Annotated in this window: 18 protein-coding genes and 1 riboswitch; of the genes, 11 read left to right on the forward strand and 7 right to left on the reverse strand. The window is 36.2% G+C overall.

Translation table 11 applies throughout. The features are described 5' to 3' along the window. Positions 1-47: 47 nt before the first annotated feature. Together ACPWSR_RS08030 and ACPWSR_RS08035 are read right to left on the reverse strand one after the other, a co-directional pair. Positions 48-932: an alpha/beta hydrolase gene (locus ACPWSR_RS08030; protein ID WP_426351163.1), complete on the reverse strand. Its 885-nt coding sequence runs from the start codon at positions 930-932 to the stop codon at positions 48-50. Between the two features lie 19 nt (positions 933-951). Beyond that, a complete protein-coding gene (locus tag ACPWSR_RS08035) occupies positions 952-2,553 on the reverse strand; it encodes a PucR family transcriptional regulator (protein ID WP_426351164.1) in 1,602 nt (533 codons plus the stop codon). A gap of 115 nt (positions 2,554-2,668) precedes the next feature. Here ACPWSR_RS08035 and fdrA point away from each other — a divergent pair, with 115 nt between their 5' ends. From fdrA to ACPWSR_RS08060, 5 genes are all read left to right on the forward strand, one after another. Continuing rightward, positions 2,669-5,668: an acyl-CoA synthetase FdrA gene (fdrA, locus tag ACPWSR_RS08040; RefSeq protein WP_426351165.1), complete on the forward strand. Its 3,000-nt coding sequence runs from the start codon at positions 2,669-2,671 to the stop codon at positions 5,666-5,668. A 2-nt stretch (positions 5,669-5,670) separates the two neighbouring features. Then, complete coding sequence (locus ACPWSR_RS08045) at positions 5,671-6,513, forward strand: DUF2877 domain-containing protein (protein ID WP_426351166.1); 843 nt, start codon at positions 5,671-5,673, stop codon at positions 6,511-6,513. A gap of 1 nt (position 6,514) precedes the next feature. Beyond that, the gene (locus ACPWSR_RS08050) at positions 6,515-7,789 is read left to right on the forward strand and encodes an MFS transporter (RefSeq protein WP_426351167.1); all 1,275 of its coding nucleotides are present in this window, start codon (positions 6,515-6,517) and stop codon (positions 7,787-7,789) included. Positions 7,790-7,825: 36 nt separating this feature from the next. Then, a complete protein-coding gene (gene arcC / locus ACPWSR_RS08055) occupies positions 7,826-8,761 on the forward strand; it encodes a carbamate kinase (protein WP_426351168.1) in 936 nt (311 codons plus the stop codon). 90 nt (positions 8,762-8,851) lie between these two features. Continuing rightward, positions 8,852-10,084, forward strand: a complete 1,233-nt coding sequence (locus tag ACPWSR_RS08060) for a dicarboxylate/amino acid:cation symporter (RefSeq protein ID WP_426351169.1) — start codon at positions 8,852-8,854, stop codon at positions 10,082-10,084. 148 nt (positions 10,085-10,232) lie between these two features. Here the strand turns inward: ACPWSR_RS08060 and ACPWSR_RS08065 are convergent, their stop codons facing one another. From ACPWSR_RS08065 to ACPWSR_RS08080, 4 genes are all read right to left on the reverse strand, one after another. Beyond that, positions 10,233-10,457, reverse strand: coding sequence for an ATP-dependent Clp protease proteolytic subunit (locus tag ACPWSR_RS08065; RefSeq protein WP_426351170.1), 225 nt, complete (start codon positions 10,455-10,457; stop codon positions 10,233-10,235). Between the two features lie 174 nt (positions 10,458-10,631). Further along, positions 10,632-11,747, reverse strand: a complete 1,116-nt coding sequence (locus ACPWSR_RS08070; protein WP_426351171.1) for a PQQ-dependent sugar dehydrogenase — start codon at positions 11,745-11,747, stop codon at positions 10,632-10,634. Between the two features lie 93 nt (positions 11,748-11,840). Beyond that, complete coding sequence (locus ACPWSR_RS08075; RefSeq protein WP_426351172.1) at positions 11,841-12,575, reverse strand: AIR synthase related protein; 735 nt, start codon at positions 12,573-12,575, stop codon at positions 11,841-11,843. Further along, a complete protein-coding gene (locus ACPWSR_RS08080) occupies positions 12,565-13,086 on the reverse strand; it encodes an ECF transporter S component (RefSeq protein WP_426351173.1) in 522 nt (173 codons plus the stop codon). Before ACPWSR_RS08080 ends, ACPWSR_RS08075 begins: the two co-directional genes overlap by 11 nt. A gap of 129 nt (positions 13,087-13,215) precedes the next feature. Continuing rightward, positions 13,216-13,391: riboswitch (cobalamin riboswitch) on the reverse strand. Between the two features lie 144 nt (positions 13,392-13,535). On the opposite strand from ACPWSR_RS08080, the gene ACPWSR_RS08085 reads away from it, so the two are divergent. From ACPWSR_RS08085 to ACPWSR_RS08100, 4 genes are all read left to right on the forward strand, one after another. Beyond that, positions 13,536-14,471, forward strand: coding sequence for a hypothetical protein (locus ACPWSR_RS08085; RefSeq protein ID WP_426351174.1), 936 nt, complete (start codon positions 13,536-13,538; stop codon positions 14,469-14,471). A 172-nt stretch (positions 14,472-14,643) separates the two neighbouring features. Continuing rightward, the gene (tsaA, locus tag ACPWSR_RS08090) at positions 14,644-15,336 is read left to right on the forward strand and encodes a tRNA (N6-threonylcarbamoyladenosine(37)-N6)-methyltransferase TrmO (RefSeq protein WP_426351175.1); all 693 of its coding nucleotides are present in this window, start codon (positions 14,644-14,646) and stop codon (positions 15,334-15,336) included. Between the two features lie 64 nt (positions 15,337-15,400). Next, on the forward strand, positions 15,401-16,615 hold the full coding sequence (locus tag ACPWSR_RS08095; protein WP_426351176.1) for a winged helix-turn-helix domain-containing protein: 1,215 nt from the start codon (positions 15,401-15,403) through the stop codon (positions 16,613-16,615). A gap of 72 nt (positions 16,616-16,687) precedes the next feature. Beyond that, positions 16,688-17,086, forward strand: coding sequence for a VOC family protein (locus tag ACPWSR_RS08100; protein WP_426351177.1), 399 nt, complete (start codon positions 16,688-16,690; stop codon positions 17,084-17,086). 113 nt (positions 17,087-17,199) lie between these two features. Here ACPWSR_RS08100 and hflX read toward each other — a convergent pair whose 3' ends face one another. Beyond that, positions 17,200-19,032 (reverse strand): GTPase HflX, encoded by a 1,833-nt coding sequence (gene hflX / locus ACPWSR_RS08105; RefSeq protein WP_426351178.1) that lies wholly within the window; start codon positions 19,030-19,032, stop codon positions 17,200-17,202. Between the two features lie 725 nt (positions 19,033-19,757). Here hflX and ACPWSR_RS08110 point away from each other — a divergent pair. Then, complete coding sequence (locus tag ACPWSR_RS08110; RefSeq protein WP_426351179.1) at positions 19,758-20,180, forward strand: hypothetical protein; 423 nt, start codon at positions 19,758-19,760, stop codon at positions 20,178-20,180. 293 nt (positions 20,181-20,473) lie between these two features. Further along, on the forward strand, positions 20,474-21,673 hold the full coding sequence (locus tag ACPWSR_RS08115) for a MerR family transcriptional regulator (protein ID WP_426351180.1): 1,200 nt from the start codon (positions 20,474-20,476) through the stop codon (positions 21,671-21,673). The last annotated feature ends 38 nt before the right edge of the window (positions 21,674-21,711 follow it).

A 21,711-nucleotide genomic window follows, 5' to 3' on the forward strand; every position in this document is an offset into this window, starting at 1 on the left:
TAAAAACAGCAGTACGTTTCTTCTTAGAAATTATACTGCTGTTTTTTTTAGCTACAATTACCTACTATTCTATCCATCCACAAAATTAGCTTTTCGTAGGTTTCATAGCCTACCTTATTTTTTATATCTCTATCAAAGTCATGGTCCAGGCCATAAACGGTGTGAAGGGTTGCATTAGCTAGAGCTTTACTGAGTCTTTTACTTACTCTGTATGGTACATCCTGATCAGTAGTACTGGCAGTTAAGAAAATAGGAGGGAGGTTTGAAAGCTCCTCCTCTGTGAGGGAATAGTTTTTTACCTCCTCCTGTGGTATACCTAGAAGCTTAAGCCAGGTGCCTGTCTGCCTCCCATATACATAAATAGAAAATCGAGAGCTTATGGGACCATGGGTTATTGGCTCTGGTGATAGAAGCTCTGATAATATACTCTCAGGTATTTTAGGAAGCTTGAGATAATGGCTGCTAGGTGTATAAAATTCCTTTTCTTCTAGTCCGTAGTAGCTATAAAAGCTAATAATACCAAGAGGGAGGTTATACTCAGAGGTCATGAGATATTTTGATAGCAGGTAGCAGAGATAGCCTCCAGCAGAGCGACCAAAGAGAAAAAACTTAGAGCTATCAATACCTAGGAGCGTTGAAGCTTCATTTTTAAACCACTGGAAGCTCTCCTGTACTGATTGCACTATCATAGAAAGTGGGGCTTCTGGCGCTAATGGATAGTCGAAGGCCAATAAGTTATAGCCATTTTTCAAGAATAAGCTAATATATTCCTCAGGTAAGTCCTCTCTTACGCCATAAAGTAACCCTCCACCATGAAAGTATAAAATAGTTATACCTTTATCCATTACAGATGAACGATATAATGACACCCTTAGTTTAGTGGTAAGGGTTGTTTTTATATCGTAAATCTCTCGTGTGTTTTTTGTAATCATATGTTTATATACCTCTTGCTTAGTTAATAAATTTGAATAAACGATTTGCTATTTGAAGCTGTAGCTTTTCTTCAGGATTATTAATGTCTATTTCTAATGTTTTAATTATTTTATCGATTCTATAACGGATGGTTTTTGGATGTAAAAACATCTTAGCTGCTGTTTCTGAGAAGGATTCGTTATTATCTATGAAGCACATTAAGGTTTCTAAAAGCTCTGGGTGTTCATCCTTAAAGGTTAATAGCTTGCTAGGTATGAAGCTTTTTATATTATCTAGATTCTTAGCCTCTAGGAAAAGCTTATATATTCCTAAGTTCTCATAGCTCAGAATTGTATTATTTTTATAGAATAGGTCTAGTATTCTTTGGGTATCTAATATCTCTTTATTAAGCCTAGTGATAGCATCCTTTGAGCCAATAGAGCTTAGTGCTATGTGATAAGAAAGGCTAGGAAGCTCCTCTTTATTTAATAAGCTATCCATTATAAGCTTTAATTTATCAGAGGAAAAGGAGCTATTACTATCCTCAAAATTATTGATAAAGACTATCCTCTCTTTCTTTTCAAGAAAGGCTGTGTGCCCCCAATATATCTTTATTTTGTTTCGTATATTTCTGAGAATATTTCCTGCCCAATTATCACTGCTTTTATTATCTGAATATAACTGGATAAGCATCAGCTGATATTTGGTACCACCGTTTATTTCAAAAAATTTTAATGAGTCATCAATATCATCTTGATTATAAATTCTTCCATTTAAAAGATCGTTGATAAGCTCATTTTTTCTATGGAATTGACTTTGGGATAAGCTATATTTTTTTAATAGCTCCATTTGCAAAAAGCTAACAGCATTTTCAATCACCATGAAATCCTCTATATTCACTTTATTTGAAATTTCATGAATGACCAATTCATAAGGCTCATAATAAAGACAGGGAATTTTAACTGTTAGAGCAGTAGCCTTGTCCTGTATAGAGGCATTGGAATATAGTATTTGCTTCCTAGTGTATTCATAATTCATATATCTATTTCTAGGCAGGGCTTCAGAGCTTAAAATAGCTCCTTGACAGTATAAAGAGTTTGTAGAGATAATTTCATTATTATTATAATTTACAATACTCACATCCATGGAAATAATCTTTTTTAGCTCTTTTAAAAATTCTTCAATGGACGGTTCCCTCAGGGCAAGAGCGGTTAGCTCATTATGTATGTAATAATATCTGTTAAGAAGAGCTATGTTTTGGTCTATCAATGGTCCTAATATCTCTAGGATTACCCCTTCGTATTTTACTTCTCTAGAGATTTGAATCAGAGGTATGGAGTATAAGTTGCAATAGTGAGTCAAGCTATCTGGGATATTTTGAACAAGTCTATCAATTTTAATAATAATGGCGCTTATACCTATGGAGTTTACCTTTTGGAAAAATAAATCAAGCTCCTTATCATCTAAGGGCTGAAGAGCATAGTAGCTGGTCAGTATAATTTGTCCATAACTGCCCCATTTCTCAATATCAGCTGCTTCTAGTACCATTATTCCGTTTACGGGTCTATTTAGCCCTGAATATCCAGCGATAATTTTTGCGTCCTTTAGTGAATTAACTCTTAATATATTTTCTACGTTCATTTCTATCCCCCTTTATCCCTAAGGTCTAAAAAATCCAATGTTTTTTAGACATCCCAGTAGATGTATAAGAAAACGATTACCATTATAATAATAACAAAAAAGGAGGGGAAATGAAATGCTTTATACAGTTGTGAAGAAAAATAGCTACCAGGATTCCATTAATTTAATGTTGCTCACCAATTTAATAAATACTCTTCCTGGTGTTATACAGAGTTCAATAATGATGGGCACTGAAGCCAATAAGGATATCTACAAAAACTCAGGGCTATATACCGATGAAGTGGGAGGAGCTAATCCCAGTGATATGGTTATTGTAGTAGAGGCAGAGGATAAAGAGATAATGGAAAATGTTCTAAAGGAAGTAGATAATTTTCTACAGGATTTGTCCGTTAAGAAGGAGGATAGCAAGGTTAATGAGGTTACCAGCTGGGAGGATGCATTAAAGAAGCTTCCCGATGCTAATATGGCCTTGTTCTCTATTCCTGGAGAATATGCGGCAGTTGAAATAGAAGAGGCTTTAGACAGAGGATTAAATGTATTTTCCTTTAGCGATAATGTATCCTTAGAAGATGAAATAAGATTGAAAAGAAAAGCTAAAGAAAAAGGACTCTTATTTATGGGACCTGACTGCGGTACAGGAATAATATCTAGTATACCTATAGCTTTTACAAATGTGGTTAGGCCAGGAAATATAGGGATAGTAGGAGCCTCTGGAACGGGAATACAGGAGGTAACAACTATAATCGATAGATTAGGTGGCGGTGTAGTCCATGCAATAGGCACTGGAGGAAGAGATTTAAATGAAAGTGTAGGAGCGATTACTGTTAAGGATGCTATAGTAGCCTTAGAAAATCATGATCCAACTGATGTAATAGTTGTAATATCAAAGCCACCAGCACCAGAGGTAAGAGATGAGGTTGTAGAGCTTCTACATAATCTTACTAAGCCTGTAGTAGCAATTTTCCTAGGTGAGAAGCCTAAGGCTCATGAAGGAAAGGTATATCTTGCTCATACCTTAGAGGAAACAGCTAAGATTGCCGTTGATCTTTCACAGGGGAAGGAAGTTAAGAAAAATTATTTAGAAGAGCTAAGTAATATTATTGATAAAGTCCTTCCAGCTAGGAAAACTGTAAAAGGATTATATTCTGGAGGAACTCTCGCTGCAGAAGCAGGAATGATGATATCTGAGGCTTTATCCTTGGGTGGTCTTATAAAGAAGGAAGGATATATTCTTCAGACTAAAGGATATGAGGTTATTGATTTAGGAGATGATATATATACTCAAGGAAAGCCACATCCAATGATAGACCCCGAGGTTAGAGTTAAGAAAATTAAGGAATATTCAAGGAGTAATGAAACTGGCGTTATTATATTAGATTGCGTTTTAGGATATGGGGCACATCCAGATATGGCTGGAGCCTTAGCACCTCATATAAAGGAAGCCCTTGAAATAGCTAAAAGTGAAGGAAGAGAACTATATTTTGTAGCTACAGTTTGTGGTACTAGAAATGACCCTCAGGACTATGACCAGGCTGTTAGGACTCTAGAGGAAAGCGGAGCTTATGTGGAGGAAAGCAATGCAAAGGCTGTAAGACTTGCATTAAAGCTAAAAGGTATAGAGCTGAAGGAAGAGGATAAGAGTGTAGTTACTCCATCTTATAATAAATATGATTTACCGGAACCATCTGAAAAGGTCATGGATTTACTAAATACTAAACCTACAATCATAAATGTAGGCTTGGAAAGCTTCAATGATTCTATAGTAAGATATGGAGGAAAATCCATTCAGTATACATGGAAGCCCATGGCTGGAGGAAATAAGAGGCTCATCAAGATTATCACTGAGCTTAATAAGCTTAAGTATATAGATGAAAAGAATAATCAGGTTATTGAAAGACTAAAGGCAGCACAACCTTTCCTTGTAGACGTTGTTCCTGCTAAGAGTGTTATTAAGGAGCTAGAGGATAAGGTGCTCCTCCATGCAGGTCCACCAATAGAATACCATGAAATGACAGGACCAATGCAGGGCTCGTGTATAGGAGCAATACTTTTTGAAGGCTGGGCTGATGATGAAGGGGGAGCCAGGAGGCTGCTTGAGAGTGGGGCTATTAAGTTTATGCCCTGTCATAGTGTAAAAGCAGTAGGTCCTATGGGTGGAATAACCTCAGGGAATATGCCCGTAATGGTAGTGGAAAATAGGTTAGATGGAAGCCGAGGATACTGCACTATGAATGAAGGAATCGGCAAGGTTCTCAGATTTGGAGCCTTTTCCGAAGAGGTAGTAAATAGACTTACTTGGATGAAGAATGTTTTAGGTCCAGTTCTAAGCAAGGCCTTAAAGCATAAAGAGGGGGGAATTAATCTAAACGTTGTAATAGCTAAGGCTATAACAATGGGAGATGAATTCCATCAGAGAAATATAGCTGCTTCTCTTAATCTTTTAAAGGAGCTCACTCCAATTATAGTTACATTAGATATCGACAATAAGGAAAAGGAAGAGGTAATTAGATTCTTAGCTGATACAGATCAGTTCTTCTTAAATGTTATGATGGCCACAGGTAAGGTAATGGTGGACTGCGCAAGAAAGATACAGGAAGGAACTATTGTAACAACTATGACCAGAAATGGAAAAGACTTTGGTATAAGAATCAGCGGTTTAGGAGATCAATGGTTTACCGCACCTGTAAACACACCGAATGGCTTGTATTTTACTGGTTTTAGTGAGAAAGATGCAAATCCTGATATAGGTGATAGTGCCATAACAGAAACTGTGGGTGTAGGAGCTATGTCTATGATAGCAGCCCCTGGAGTTACTCGCTTCGTTGGAGCAGGAGGCTTTGAGGATGCATTAAAGGTTTCTAATGAAATGCAGCAGATCTGTGTTTCAAATAACCCTAACTTTACAATTCCTACCTGGGACTTCAAAGGAGCACCCCTTGGAATAGATATAAGAAAGGTGGTGGCAACGGGGATAACTCCATTAATAAATACTGGTATTGCCCACAAGGAACCGGGAGTGGGACAAGTTGGAGCAGGAACAGTGAGAGCACCCCTTGCTTGCTTTGAAAAGGCCCTGGAGGCTTATGCTAAAGCATTAAATATTGTAGTGGATTAGATATGAGTCTTAATGTTCAATTAGATAGAGAGACAATGAGCAGCTTATTGTCTCTCTATGATAAAGAACAAGCCTATGGTAGGATTCAAAGTATATTTAATAACAGCTTCAATATTGAGTTTCCTGAAGGATTAATTCACATAGGGTTGGTTGGAGGTAGCTTATCTAGCTATGGCATAAACATTAATAAGGATATATTTAATAAGCTTATAGGTAATTGCACTATTGGAGATATAGTTGTTTATAATAAGAAGATATTTACTTTTTACACCATAGAAGGAATTATTAATTTAGATACAAAGGAAATAAAGAAAGTAGAGTTAAAAATACCACTTGTTGACCAGGAGATAGCTCCAAAGGATACCTTAATATATAAACAATTAAATAATATAGATTTTTATAAGTATATAGGACTATCTATTAATAATGAGCTGGCTTTTGTGATAAATACTTTAACTCTTAATTGCAGCAACGAGAATTATATATTAAAAGAAGCTATCAATTACCTAGTGGGAAGAGGTAAAGGATTAACTCCCAGTGGTGACGACATTCTTATGGGATATATCCTTGCCTTAAAAGCCTATAAAAAGGAAGGAAATATAGAGAGGTTATTAATTCCACAGCTAAATAGAACAACTATTGTAAGTAAAAGTTATTATAGTGCATTATTTAAAGGATATATAAGTAGTGATTTAGTTACCCTTATAGAATATTTTGAGGAAAGAGATATAAGTAAGGTTAATCAGGCAATACGCAGGGTACAGGCAATAGGACATACTTCAGGATATGATATGCTCTTTGGGTTTTATTTAGGCTTGAAAAATATAATTATTAGGAGGAGTTAAAATGGAAGGTAAAGTAGTTAATGGTTCTGCTAGAGAAAGATTTAAGGCTATGTCTGTTTCAGAAAGGTACTGGTGGAAGGTTGTTGCCCTATGCTTTTTTGGATGGATTTTAATGTATGCAGATAGAACTATATTAAATCCTGTTATGGGTAAGATTGGAGAACAATTTGGCCTTAGCAATGCACAGCTTGGTTTAATTAATAGCTTATTTTTCCTGACCTATGCTGTAACTCAGATCCCCTTTGGAATTTTAGGAGATAAGATAGGAAGAAAGCTTGTTATAGCCATGGGATTTGTATTATTTGGAGCTACTACTTTTCTTAGTGGTGTTGCTACAACCTTTGGTTTATTCATGATATTCAGAGCTCTTACCGGTATAGGTGAAGGAGCTTACTATGGACCTCAGTATGCACTTTCTACAGAAGCTATACCTACCAAGAGCTTAACCCTGGGAACTGCAATAATTAATAGTGGTATGGCCTTCGGAACCTCAGGAGGATATCTCTTATCCAGTAAGCTTGTCCTAGAAAATGGAGAACATTGGAGTAAGCCATTCTTTATAATGGCAATACCTACAATAATAGTTGGAATACTGTTTTATGTACTTTTAAAGGAAAAGATTGTACGTCCTGAGGATCAAGGTAAGGCTGTTGTAGATAAAGAAAAGCAAGTATCTGGTGAGAAGGTATCCCTTATATCTATATTTAAAAACCGTAATCTTCTTGTAAGCTTTATTCTATGCTTCTGCTCAATATATGCAAACTTCGTAATAATAACATGGTTACCACAATTCTTACAGGTGGAAAGAGGCTTTGAGGGAACTAGTGTAGGCTTCATATCTTCCTTGGTTCCTTGGGCATCTATTCCTGGTGCTTTGATATTGGCCAAGCTTAATGACAAGTATAAAGGAACAAAGAAATTTGTGTTTTTATTAGTGCCCTTAGCTATTGCTGCTACCTTTGGTATAGCCTTTGTAGAAAGTAGAACATTACTTATAGCAGTATTAATCCTTTATGGACTAACAGGAAAGCTAGCTTTAGATCCAATTTTAGTAGCATTTGTTACTAAGAATGCACCTAAAAAAGCGTTGTCAACAACCTTGAGTGCATATAATTTCATCGGCATGTCCGGTTCAATATTAGCTCCATATATTACTGGATGGATAGCAGATGAGTTTGGTTCTATGAAGGTTGGCTTCTATTTAGGGGCTGTACTACTTCTAGTTGGTATGCTGGTATTTACTCTAGCAAGAGAAGAAAAAACAGTAGAAGCATAAGAAAATTTAATTATAGTAACAGGAGATGCGAGTTATATGAAAAGAATAGTAGTAGCTTTAGGTGGAAATGCAATATTATCAGATAATGCATCTGCAAAAGCTCAGCAAGAGGCCTTAAAATATACAAGTAAGAGATTAATAGATTTAATTAAAGCAGGACATGAGCTTATAATTTCTCATGGCAATGGACCCCAGGTAGGAAACCTATTGTTACAGCAGCAGGCCGCTAGTTCTGATAAAAATCCTGCAATGCCTCTAGATACCTGTGTAGCAATGACCCAGGGGAGTATAGGCTACTGGTTTCAAAATGCATTGAATGAAGCATTGGCAGAAGAGAATATAGATAAAAACGTTGTAGCTTTAGTAACACAGGTTCTTGTGGATAAAGAGGACCCAGCATTTAACAATCCTACTAAACCCATAGGTCCCTTCCTTTCAGAGAAGGAGGCTAGGGAGCTTATGGAAAAGGGAGAGGGTACCTATAAGGAGGATTCAGGAAGAGGCTGGAGGAAGGTAGTACCCTCACCAATGCCAAAAAGCATTATAGAATATAAGGCCGTAGAGAAGCTTATTGAAAATAAAGTTATAACCATTTCCTCAGGTGGAGGAGGAGTACCTGTAGTTCTTGGTGAAAAAGGCTATGAAGGCGTTGAGGCTGTAATCGATAAGGACTTGGCTGCGGAAAAGCTTGCTGAAATGGTAAACGCAGATCTATTCATTATTTTAACAGCAGTAGACAATGTATATGTAAACTTTAATACTCCTAAACAAAAGAAGCTAGAAAGGGTTTCAGTAGAAGAGTTAAAGGAGTATATAGAAGAGGGCCAATTTGCACCGGGAAGTATGCTACCTAAAATACAGGCTGCCATAAGGTTTGTAAAGAGTGGTGAGGGAAGGGAAACTATAATTACATCTTTAGAAAAGGTTTCGGAAATAGATTCTAATGCAGGAACCCTTATATACTATAAATGATTTGATGTATGTTTAGCTAAGTTATCAGTCTAAGGTAAAGACAAAATCTATATCTTAGACTTTTTATATAGAAAATAGGGGGTGAAGACATTGAAAAAAATATCTATAACTAAAAGGATAATGATAGCTATGGCTATAGGTGTTATAGCAGGAGTGCTATTTAGAGAAAATATATCAGGTGTAAAGGTTTTAGGAGATATTTTTCTTAGACTAATACAAATGTCAATTATATTACTGGTTATGGGACAGATTATAGAAGCGGTAGGAAGCTTAAATATCAAGGAAATTGGTAAGCTTGGATTTAAGACGATCCTAGTATTCCTTATATCCTCTCTATCTGCTGCTATCTTCGGAATTTCAATGGGAGTATTATTTAAACCAGGAAGTGCTATCTCATTATCCTTAAATGAAGCTACTTCATCGATAACCTCTGGAGAAATAGGATCTATCAGTGAAACAATTTTAAACTTTTTTCCTTCAAATGTGATAAGATCTATGGCAGAAGGCTCAATTATTCAAGTAATTATATTTTCTCTTTTGTTTGGGATAGGCCTAAGCTATTCAAGAGTAGAAAAAGATCAAAATAAGCTTTTAGACGTTATAATTCAATTTAATTCTGTGATTATTAAGATGATAAGAGTTATTATGGAGGTAGCACCCATAGGTATTTTTGCTCTAATAGCATCCACCATAGGTAAGATGGGACTTCAGGTGATAATACCTTTAGCTAAGTATCTAATAGTATATGGAATAGCAACCTTTGTATTCCTTGCAGCATGGTTCTTGGGAATTTCAGCATATTGTAAGTTAAATTTCTATAAGCTTATTAGAAAAATGTCTGCAATTTCATTGATGGCGCTAGCCACCACTTCCTCTGCTGTTACATTGCCTACAGCGTTAAAGGATTCCGAGGAGAAGCTTGGTATTAAGGAGAGAGTAACAAAGATTGTACTGCCGTTAGGTATGTCTTTAAATAGTAATGGTTCTGCTATGCATATGGCTATCACTATAATAACCATAGCTCAAATATATGGAGGAAGCTATGACTTAAAGGATTATATTTATATAGCAGTTTTAGCAACGCTTCTATCTCTTGCTAATGCTGTGGTACCAGGAGCTGGACTAGTATCCTTATCTATTATTGTTCCTCAGCTAGGGCTTCCCCTTGAGAGTATAGCTCTATTTGCTGGAGTAGAGTGGTTTGTAGGTATGTTAAGGACTATATTAAATGTTGATTCTGATGTATTCTCTGCATTAATTGTAGCCAAAAGTGAAAATGAAATAGATTACGATGTTTTCAATGGTGTTTCAAAAATATCATGATAAAACTCTAAACAGAAAAGAAATAGGTACAAGGATAACGGTGTTTTTGCCGCAGAAATCGTGAAGGGAATAATATAGGCCATAATAGATTTACTTCTTTAAATCTATTATGGCCTTTAATATATGCTCTGAATTTTGAAGTGTTTGCCTATAGCTGGCTTTCGCTGGTTATTATTTTGCTTACTATACCATAGGACAAGGCTTCTTCGGCATTCATCCAAAAATCTCTTTCAGTATCTTTATTAACCTTTTCTGCTAAGGCTTGATTAATTTCTCCTGAGATGATTATGCTTCTTGATTTTAATTGCTTTTCCAGAAGTAAAGCGGAAGTATTCTTTGATTTTTCTTCTGCTTCATAATTATTAAAAATCATGATGTATTCCTCCTTTATTCTTAGTCCTATAAATATTACGAGACTTTCAAGGGTTTGTATCGATATATATTTTTAGATCCTTGAAGCTTAGGAGCTATTAAAGATTATTGACATAAACCTATGATATTGATTCAATAAATTATTGACATAAAAATATAATACTAATTCAATAAATTATTCTGGGACAATCCTTAAAATTCTGTCATCCTCAGGAGAGGGATTTCCACGACCATCCCTGTTGCTGGTAGATATATAGATTGTACCATCATTTCCTTGTACTACCTCACGGATTCGTCCATAGGTATCTTCTAATAAGGATTCTAACTCTGTAACGCTTGTTCCATCCTCACTGAGGGATACAACTAGGAGCTGTGATTCTCGCAAATTTGTAACAAGGAGCTTTCCCTTCCAGGGGCCTTCTGTGATAAAGGTAAGGCCTGAAGGAGCCCAGGTGGTCTCTCCGCTGTGTATTAGTGGACTTTCTGATAAAATATCAGTTGAGGTTTCATCTCCCTGAACAATAGGCCATCCATAATTGCTCCCTGCCTTTATGAGGTTTATCTCATCATGGGCGGATTGTCCATGTTCCGAGGCATAGAGAAGGCCGTCGGGACTCCAGGTTAGGCCCTGTGGGTTTCTATGTCCAAGGCTATATACCGGTGAGCCTTCAAAGGGGTTATCAGAAGGAATGCTTCCATCTAACTCTATCCTTATAATTTTTCCTGCGAGGCTTGTTTTATCCTGTGCCAGCTGAGGATTACCTGCATCCCCTGTAGCAATATACAATTTATTATCGGGACCAACCTTTATTCGTCCTCCATTATGAATCTGTCCACCAGGGATTTTATCTATGATTACTTTATCTACAGTAGCTTTGTTGTTGTTTTCTATAAGCCGTACCACTTTATTATAAATATTGCTATCCTCAACATAGGTATATTTCACATAAATATAATGATTTTCCGAAAAGTCAGGATCCAGAGCAATACCCATAAGTCCGCCCTCTCCCTGGCTTATAAAAGGTGGCTCTAGAGTAAGTAACGGCTCACTTTGTAGCTTGCCATTTCTGATAACCCTGAGTACTCCTTCTCTTTCAGTGAAGTAAATAGAGCCATCGTCGCGTATAGCCATTGCCCAAGGTGTATTCAGCTTTTCTGCCACAATCTCATTATTACTTGGAGCATCATCACTGGGAGCATCAGCCTTTCTACAACCACCAAGAAGTGATACCATCATTAACACCAATAATAGAATAGGAATTATAAATCTCTTTGTTTTAATCCTTATCAACTCCTTTGATTATTTTCAATGGATTTGAAGAAAAAACCATTATATGAAGTATATTACCATATAATGGTTTGAGATTGTTTAGTTTATAAAATTTTAAAAAGTTAGCTTACCTATTTTCAAAGGCTTCAATCTAAGGGATGACAAGTCTACTTCCTTTGAAGCTGTGAAGATAAGACAGGTAGATGGACCAGCAGACTTATTCATGTCTATAGAAACCTCAGCTTCACTGATAAAGGTATAATCATTACTTTTGCATAAAAGCTCTATTTCTCCCAGGATGCCCTTTGAGCCTACAGGGATGATGTCATGTATTCCTTCCATAGAAGACAAGGCTTTGATATCTTTAGGAGTAATGAGCTCTGAGGCTTGAACATTTAAAACTTCATTTCCTACAAGAGGTCTTCCAAGGCAGTATACCTCATCTTCAGCCTTAGAAGTACAGATCCTCAAGGAAGCATTATTACAAAGACCTATTAAGGTAATTCCCAGAGCCGTCTGGCAGGTTGGGATATTTTTTTCCGTGCTTATAGCCATGGGAAGATTTTTATATCCTGAAGCCTCAAGCTCCTCCTTGGCCCCTTTTATAATTTCATCACCAGTAGGATAGGGTTCGCTGGCAATGGTGAGGGTAATGCTCTTAGGAATAGCATTTACGGCAAGGAGCTCCATTAGGGCTACTCTGGTAGTAGTTTCACCTACAATATAAGGAGAGGCCTTTACTACGTCTCTTTCCTTTTTGCCAATTCCCCCACAGGAGTCACAGGCTATCACTAAGGATTCTTTATTATTTATTTGTACTACCTCTACATCTCGTCCTTTATAGCTCATTTTTAACTACATCTTTCCTTTCGCTGAAAACTGCCTTCTTTATTGGCTTGTAAATTAATGTGCACACTAGTATGTTAAGGATGCTGGCTGCTGTAAGGGGTAATAGCATAGCTAAAAATACTGGAACCCCAAAGCCAGGAATTAATATTAAAGATGCAGGCATTATAAGCCCGTTTACCAGAATCCCTGCAATTATAGCGACAGCTATGTTTATTTTCTTTGCACAGAAGCTAAATATAATCATTGTCAGAGCCATTTCTGATGCCACTAAAAGATGTACTGGCAGGCTAAGGGAAAAGCCACCTAAAGCTGCAGAAATAATATGACCTAAAAATCCCACTATTGCCCCAGGAACTCCTCCTAATAATAAGGCTGCCAAGTAGGCTGGTAGTGAGTCAAAGGCTAGGCTGCTGGTTATGGGGTTAGGGAGCTTCATATAGCCACCGATGACACTCATAGCAATAAATAGAGAAAGGATAACTATTCCTCTAGTTTTTTCTTGATTTTTCATAATAATATCATCTCCTTAAAAGCATTATGTAAATTGGTATAGATAGAATTTACTTTTTAAAAATAATAAAAAGCCCATGAATACGCACCTATAGCGTATTCAAGAGCTTTACCATTACTCTATCCATATATAAATACTCTAGAAAAGGCAGGTCTCCTGGCTAACGGGATAACAAGCCTCTCACCTTCCCGATATAAATCAGTGGTATTTACGAGGGCTCTACCGTATACAGTGGCGGGACCGCTGAGGATTTTCACCTCATTCCCTATTCTCCCTTAACGGGCACCTTATCTGTAATATCTTTTTGTGACTATAGTTTATCATAAGAAAATAAATGCATCAAGATAGTATTTACAGTAATTGTAATTATAAAAAATGAGTTATAATTAAATTGTTATACGGTTAATTATTGTAAAAATATAATTTTATTACATAAGGAGCAATTAAAGATGGATGAAAAAATTCAAAATGAAGAAATACCAACAAAATATCCTTATCCTTCTCTTTCCACAGTAATTCTTCAAAGTCTCATGCTTCTAGGTCCAATTCTTTGGTTAATTTTTAACTATTTTGAAGAGAGGTGGGAGGCTCTAAAATATAATATTCCCATAGCAATTATTAGTTTTATTATACTCATTGTATTGTGGAGAAATTACATAATTAAGTCCAGGAAAAATAAAAGCTATCAAAGGTCTCGTAACAAAGGAGGAATTTTGCTTCTTCCATTATTAATATTTGTTATTATCGCATCGTTAGCATCTTTTGTACTTTTGAATAGTCTACAGGTTCTTTTGTTTAAGGTAGATGATTGGTTATTTTATCAGATGCCTGATTTTAATGGATTAATACTTATTGCTATTGTGGAGTATCCTCTCATTGCTTTTGTATTAACCAAGCTTTTTAAGAGATATAAAAATTCAGAGTGGAAATGGGCTTACGAATTTACAGTATTATTAAAGAAGTATTGGATTTATTCTTTAGTAGTATGGGTGATACTCTTGTATATCTCTCTTACAGGAATCACCTTTGTTACAGAAGATAAGGTGATTTATCGAAGCTGGTTAAAGCCTCAGGGAATAACCTATGAGTATTCTGATGTTGATGAGATTAAGACCGGCTATTCAGGAAAGTTAATTTCTTTTTCTCAGAAAAAGGGAACCTTTTATTATAAGGTATCCTTTAAAGGAAGATGGATCACCTTCGGTACTACAAGTCCTAATGAAAGCATTGAAAGGTATAATGATAGTTATCTGGAGCTAGAAGAGTTTGATGAAAAGCTTATGAAATATTCCCCTAAGAAGATAAGTAGCCGTGATAATGAGGAACACGCACTTCTTGATGATAGATATATCCAAAGATTTGGGAGGATTATAGAGAATAAGTAGTTCATTAACCCTAATATTGAAAAGATATATTTCTCAGGTATCCGTAATGTACCTTTAACAGGTAATAACCTTTCACTCCAGCGGATACAATGCTACAATACATTTAAAGTATAGAATAATGCCACAGAGAAGTCTGTGCAAATATATATATCTTAAATTTGGAGGGTAAAGCATGACAAAGGAGTTTTCTATGGAGATTATAGGAGAGGTACATACTGATTTTAGTGAGAAGTTTGGTATACCTCGTCAGAGTGGAATAGTAAGTGATCTTAAAGGAACTATTATTTTGAAGCCACCCTACAATGATCCTAATAGTGTAAGGGGATTAGAGGGCTTTTCTCATATCTGGGTTATCTGGCAGTTTTCCAAGGCTATGGATAAACCCTGGTCTCCTACAGTACGACCACCCCGTCTAGGTGGAAATACTAGAGTTGGAGTCTTTGCCACTCGTTCTCCCTTTAGACCTAATTCCATAGGCTTATCCTGCGTTGCTCTTGATAAGGTAGAGTATACCAGTAAGTATGGACCAGTACTTCATATTTCAGGAGTGGATATGCTAGATGGTACACCAATTTATGATATTAAGCCTTATATACCTTATGCCGATAGCCATCCAGAGGCTATGGGAGGCTTTGCTGCTAACTCTAAGGACTATGAGCTTAAAGTAGAGCTTTCAGAGGAGCTATTGAAGATTGTCCCCAAAGAAAAGAGGGAGGCTCTAATTGGAGTGCTGAAGCAGGACCCGAGGCCTTCTTATCAGGAGGACTCAGAAAGGGTATATGGTATGGATTTTGCCGGCTTTCAGGTGAAGTTTACTGTAGAAGGTAAGATACTGAAGGTATGTGATATAAAATCAAAGAAATAATTATCAATCAGTTAGTTTAAGGTAGTCCACGAAACGAAGAATATAACCATTTGGAGGAGATTCCATGGAAATGATTCATTTATCTAAAGAGCAGCTGAGAAGCTTTCTAGTAACCTATCAAGGACTAAACTATCCCAAACCATTTAAGGGTCTTGAAGGGATTAAGGAGTTTGTAAAAAGGGTCGGTTGTCTTCAATACGACCCTTTAAATGTAGTGGGCAGAAATATAGATTTAATACTTCAATCTAGAATAGAAGGATATCAGCCCTGGATGCTGGAAAAGCTTTTATACCAGGATAGAGATCTGATAGATGGTTGGGATAAGATGATGGCTATATATTCCACAGAGGACTGGCCTTATTTTCAAAGAATAAGGGATATAAGGAAGACTGGAATAGAGGAGCTTATTGAATACAGGAGCTCTATAAGTGTTATAGATTATGTAGATAAGATAATAGAATATATTACTGAAAATGGTCCCTCCTTATCCAATAAAATCAACCTAGGCAAAGCTGAGAGAGGAACCTGGGGGCATGGCAGAATTGCTGGAGCCGTCATGGACTATATGTTTAATGTAGGAAGTCTAGGAATTAGAGACAGAAAAAATGTCCAAAGAGTTTATGATATCATAGAAAACTTAATTCCAGAGGAGCTATTAAAGGCTGAAGATCCCTTTGAAAGCGATAGAGACTTTTATAAATGGTATGTCAAAAGAAGAATAGGCAGCATAGGCATCTACTGGGACAGAAGCGGAGAGGGATGGCTTGGCTATTTTATTTCAAACAAGCAGCTTCGACTAGAAATATTAAATGAGCTCTGCCAGGAGGGTGAATTGCTCAGAGTACAAGTGGACTTTATTAAGGAGAACTTCTACATCAGAAAAGAAGACTACCCTCTATTATTAACCAGCCTTGAAAAGGAAGTAGAAAAGAAAATCTCTTTTTTAGCTCCTCTAGATAACATTCTATGGGATAGAAAGCTTCTAAAGACTATATTTAACTTTCATTATACCTGGGAGGTATACGTTCCTGCAGCTAAAAGAAAATACGGCTACTATGTGCTCCCATTATTATATGGAGACAGTATAGTAGCACGGTTTGAACCAGAAAACCATAAAGGAAATGGACCACTTATAATTAAAAACTGGTGGTGGGAAGAAGGTTTCACTATCACCGAAGAGGTTAAGAAAGAAGTAATTGCTTCCCTTGAAAGCTTTTGTACATATTTAAATGCTAGCGGGGTATCAGAAGGGTCTTATGATAGGATATTTAGTGATTAATGATATTTCCCCATTTGCTTTACAATAAGATATCTATCAATTATTAATGGTATTTATTTTGGAGGTGTACAAATGATTTTTGAAATTACTACTCAGGTTCGTGTCTCCAGCATTACAGAAGGTCAAAAGTGGTATGAAATACTTTTAAATAAGAAGCCTGACTTTATTCCACACGAGGGGTTTGCAGAGTGGGAGCTCATTCCTGGCTGTTGGCTACAGGTGGCAGAAGGACCTCTTACTGATGGTAATGGACCGATACGTTTAGGGGTTACTAACATTGAGACTGAAAGAAAAAGACTTGTAGAAGAGCTAAAGATTGATAGCTTTGAAATACATTCAAGACCTGAAGTTCCCGTTAAGTGGGGAACTTTCACAGACCCCTGGGGAAATCGACTTGGACTTTTTGAATACTTGGATAAGAGAGAAGAGCAAGAACGCATTAAAACAATAATTAAGACAATAGAGCCTTAAAAAAGCATATAGAAAAGGGAACTTCAAGAAATTTTGAAGTTCCCTTATATTATACAACTCTTACTCCTTAGCCCCTAGCTCTTAGTTTCTTTTCTCTTTTCAACTCTTAGTTTTTAGCTATTACCTCTTACCTGCCTTTCCGCTCTTACCTCGTACCTTTTAAGCTTATTCCAAATTTCCTCATAAACCATAGCTGAGATATGAACACCTTCTTCAATATAGTCTTCCTTAATTACCTTTGAATTTTCATGAATCATTGAAATAAGCTTTTGCTCATCGTAGGGAAGGATAAATTCCTTATGAGTTAGCTTAATTGGAATCTCTTCTCCTATAGTCGTTAATACCTCTTGAAGGTTTATTCCTTTTACAGCACTGATTTCTATTAGTCTTTGCCCTTGTAGAAAACTCCTTACTTCCTTAAGGTTTTCATCAGAAGCCTTATCAATCTTATTTAGTAGGATTATAGTATTTTTATCCACTGCATTAAGCTCGGAAAGCACGGCATTTACTGATTGAATTTGCTTTATTGCCTCTTCATTTGAGGCATCCACTACATGAAGGAGAAGATCTGCATCTATAACCTCTTCTAGAGTGGACTTGAATGCCTCTACTAGGTCATGAGGAAGTTTGCTGATAAAGCCTACGGTATCTGATAGGGCAATCCTTCTGCTGTCCTCCAGAACAATGGCTCTAACGGTAGTGTCCAAGGTAGCAAAGAGCATATCTGCTTCCAATACTCCTTCTTTACTTATAGTGTTAGAGGAGGAGAGGCTGCAGAGCTTATTTCTTAAGGTGGACTTTCCTGCATTGGTATAGCCTACAATAGCTACATTGCTTATATTCCCTTTTGTCCTCCTGGTCTTCTGTACAGCTCTTTGCTCTATAGTTCTTCTTAGCTCATTTTTTATTTCTTCAATCCTGGTTTCTATATGTCTTCTATCTGTCTCCAGCTTCTTTTCTCCAGGACCTCTTGAGCCTACTCCCCCCTTTAAGCCAACACCACCTTTAATCCTCGAAAGGTTTGCATTGGCATCTCTTAACCTAGGAAGCTTATGACTAAGCATAGCCAGCTCTACCTGAAGTATGCTTTCCTTGCTCTTAGCACGTCTTGCAAAGATATCCAGTATCAAGGTAGTCCTGTCGATTACCTTACAGCTTAGGGCTTCCTCTAGATTTCTTACCTGAGACCCTGAGAGCTCATCGTCAAATATTACTACATTAGCATTTTGAAGCTGCCTCAGGTGAGCTATTTCTTCGATTTTACCCTGACCTGCATAGTAAGCAGAGTTTACCTTGTTTTTCCTTTGAAGTACTGAATGTACTGGTAGGACGTTACAAGCTTCTGCAAGGCCAGCTAGCTCCTCTAGACTTTCTTCGCTGTCGGTACCTACAAGAATTGCTCTTTCCTCTTGTTCTGTGTCTTCCTTCAAGGCTCCAAGAGACTTATCTATATAGGTTACTGCTTCCATAAAGTTTAAGTTAAGAGCTTTTTCAAGGCTTAAGCCATTTAGCTCCTTATAGGTAAGGCTGTTATTGTGAATATCACAGAGACCTATATTGATTTTAACAGAGCTGATATCCTCATTAACCCCTATGGCAGCAATGGCATCCAGCTTTAAATTCATTAGAGCAGAGATATCCATGGAGGAAAGTTTGCTGTCACCAGAAGGGTGAGTGTGAATTACTCTAAAGCCACTGAGCCTTCTGCCTGAAGCGTCTATAGCAGGGATTTCAGCGCTGCTAATTTTGCCTACGGATACACCAGTGATTTTACCTCTTCTATTGATTACCACACAAAGCTCTTTATTTATCAGAGCTGTAATAGTGTTAAGCACCTCTACTAATTCTCTAGAAAAGTACATATCATTATCTATAACTAAATCATATAAGCCTTCCAGCCTATCAAGTATTGTCTTTTTTATTCCATTAATATTTCCTGTTATCATATAATTACCTCCGTAAATCTATTTTATTTTTGATCTTTAAGTTAACCTCTATATAAAAAATCTCATATCCATTTTTCTGTCCTCCTGATAAAAAATAACCTTATGGCTTTTCAGTTACTATCTCAATCTCATCTTAATCTCCCCCTAAGGTGTTTTTTATGGCAGCTTTGCTGTATATAATAAAAACCGCAGAAACACAGAGGATAGCATAAACCTATCAACTGTACTGCGGTTAAAAATAAAAAACCCCAGATTTTCTCTGCGGCTTTAGGGCTATAAATCTATAATCATATAAGCTAAAGAAGTATTAGCTTATAGCATCACTGAAGGAAGCTATATCAGAAATAGATCTATAAAAATATAAAAACCGCAGATAAAGGTCTGCGGTCAAATTATTTACAAGGTTAAAAAGCATAGGGTACTAATGAAAAGTACGCCTAATTTACTGACAGCAGACTGCATATTCTGTTTTTAGAGTTATTTATAATTCTATCTCTGTAAATTAACATTTTACAGTCTCCTTTCAGGATCAATATAATATACCTACATTGTAAATGATATTTTAGAAATTGTATATAGTTTTTGGAAAATAAAGTTTTTTATATTTGGAAAATCACTACAGTTGAAATATTGGTTGATAAAATATTAATAAATTATGTATATTTAATGTATAAAATGTTGATATTTGATATAATATTTTTATTATCATCTAGGGAGGGAATTATATGAACATAGCAACTGCCATGGGAGCAGGAGTATTTTTCGGAGTAGTAGCTACAATTTTATTATGTGTATTTGTTGTTCCTGAAAGTAAGGGACAATCCTTAAATGGATTCTTATTAGTTTTACATAACATTTTTAACTTCAAGGATTTATTACTTGAAAAAATAATTAAGGTATTATATGTACTTGCTACCTGTACCTGTGTATTTATTGGTTTCTTCATGATGTTTGGAAGAAATGACTACTATTACTATAGTGAAAGTACCTTCTTACCAGGTATTTTAACAATGCTTCTAGGACCAGTATTAGTAAGAATAACCTATGAGTTATTAATGATGACAGTTCTACTTGTTAAGAATGTTATATCAATCAATAAAAAGCTATCCGGAAATGGAAAGGACAAGCCTGTAGATACTATAGAGTAGAGCAATTTTAAAGAAATTTATAGGTAAATCAAAACAGCTTTTTTAAGAAAAATTCAGTGTTTATTATATAATCGCAACCAGATTAGTTAATATGGTTGCGATTATTTTTGTTTTAAGGCTAGCTTTAAATTAATAATTAGCAAATTATAGCTTGCTTCCTCTATAAGAATCGAGACTAATTTGGAATATTTAGCTTATTATTGTAGAATATGATAAAATAAGTGTAGTTAGTTATTGTATTCAGAATAACAAAATACAAGTTGTTAAATATATTGTGAAGAGTGAGGAATTATATGAAGATAGGTAAATTTGCTAAGAAGCATGAGGTTACCTTAGATACAGTAAGATTTTATATAGAAAAAGGGTTACTAGTTCCAAGTAAAAAGGACTCACAATATTACTTTAATGAGATAGATAGCGCTAATTTAGAAAAGATAAAAAAGCTTAAGGAGCTGGGCTTTTCCCTTTCAGAGATTCAGAGGATATTTTCCTTCCAAAGAATTGGAGGTACCAGCACAGAGGTATCTCGAAGATTATTTTTATCCCTCCTGGAAGAAAAGAAAGGACAGGTTTCTCAGGAGATAGAAAGACTTAATAGCATCCATGAATCTCTAAGTAAAAGTATTGAAAAGCTCCTTAAGGAGGAAGAGAGCCATAAGGAAGTAACCGGTGTTCCTTTAGGCTCATTGAATATGCTTAGGTGTCCAAGCTGTTCTAAGCCCCTTAATATTTCTCAGGGCTATATAGAAAATAATATGGTTATAGATAGTGAAGTGCACTGCTCTTGTGGCTATATGGGTGAAATCAGAGAAGGTATATTTATTGATCCTAGGGCTATAAGAACTAAGCTTATGGACGGCAGGCCTATACCTTCTAAGGAAGAGTATTTAGAAACTGCCTCCCTAGAAAATATTAATTATCTTCATAAAGGAATGACAAAGCTCATAGAGCTATTAATGGATTATCACCAGGGAGCGGAGTACATTATGGAGCTCAGTAACTGTGTTGGCTTCTTTCTCCTTCAGTACATAAGCTATCTTCCAGAGGATGTTGTGTATATAATGGCAGACTATGATTTAGAGAGGATAAAGCAAACTAAAAGGAACCTAGAAAGATACTATAAGCATAGAAAGTTTATCTTTATATGCTGCGATATCCACAGCCTGCCAATTAAAAAGGCCTCTATAGATATTGTTATAGACTACAATATGACCAAATACTATAAGGCAGAGAAAAATCAGTGGCTCATAGAGATTATCAAGCCTTACCTAAAAGAAAGGGGGATCCTAGGAGGAATATATTCATATAATTACTCTCAACAAAATAGAGATAAAAAAAGAGAGAATGATGAAAGAGATTCCTTCACAAGAGGAGACATCCTAGAGACAATATATTCCCATGGGATAGAAGAAATTAATCAAACGGATATAGTATCAGACAAGGCTACAGCTAATCCTCAGTTCGCCTTTGCTGGCAGAAAACGTTCGCCCTAAAGGCGAACGTTTTCTCACTTCTATGGTGCCATTCACAT

The sequence above is a fragment of the Alloiococcus sp. CFN-8 genome (assembly GCF_049943125.1).
Classification (GTDB): domain Bacteria; phylum Bacillota; class Clostridia; order Clostridiales; family Clostridiaceae; genus JAEXZL01.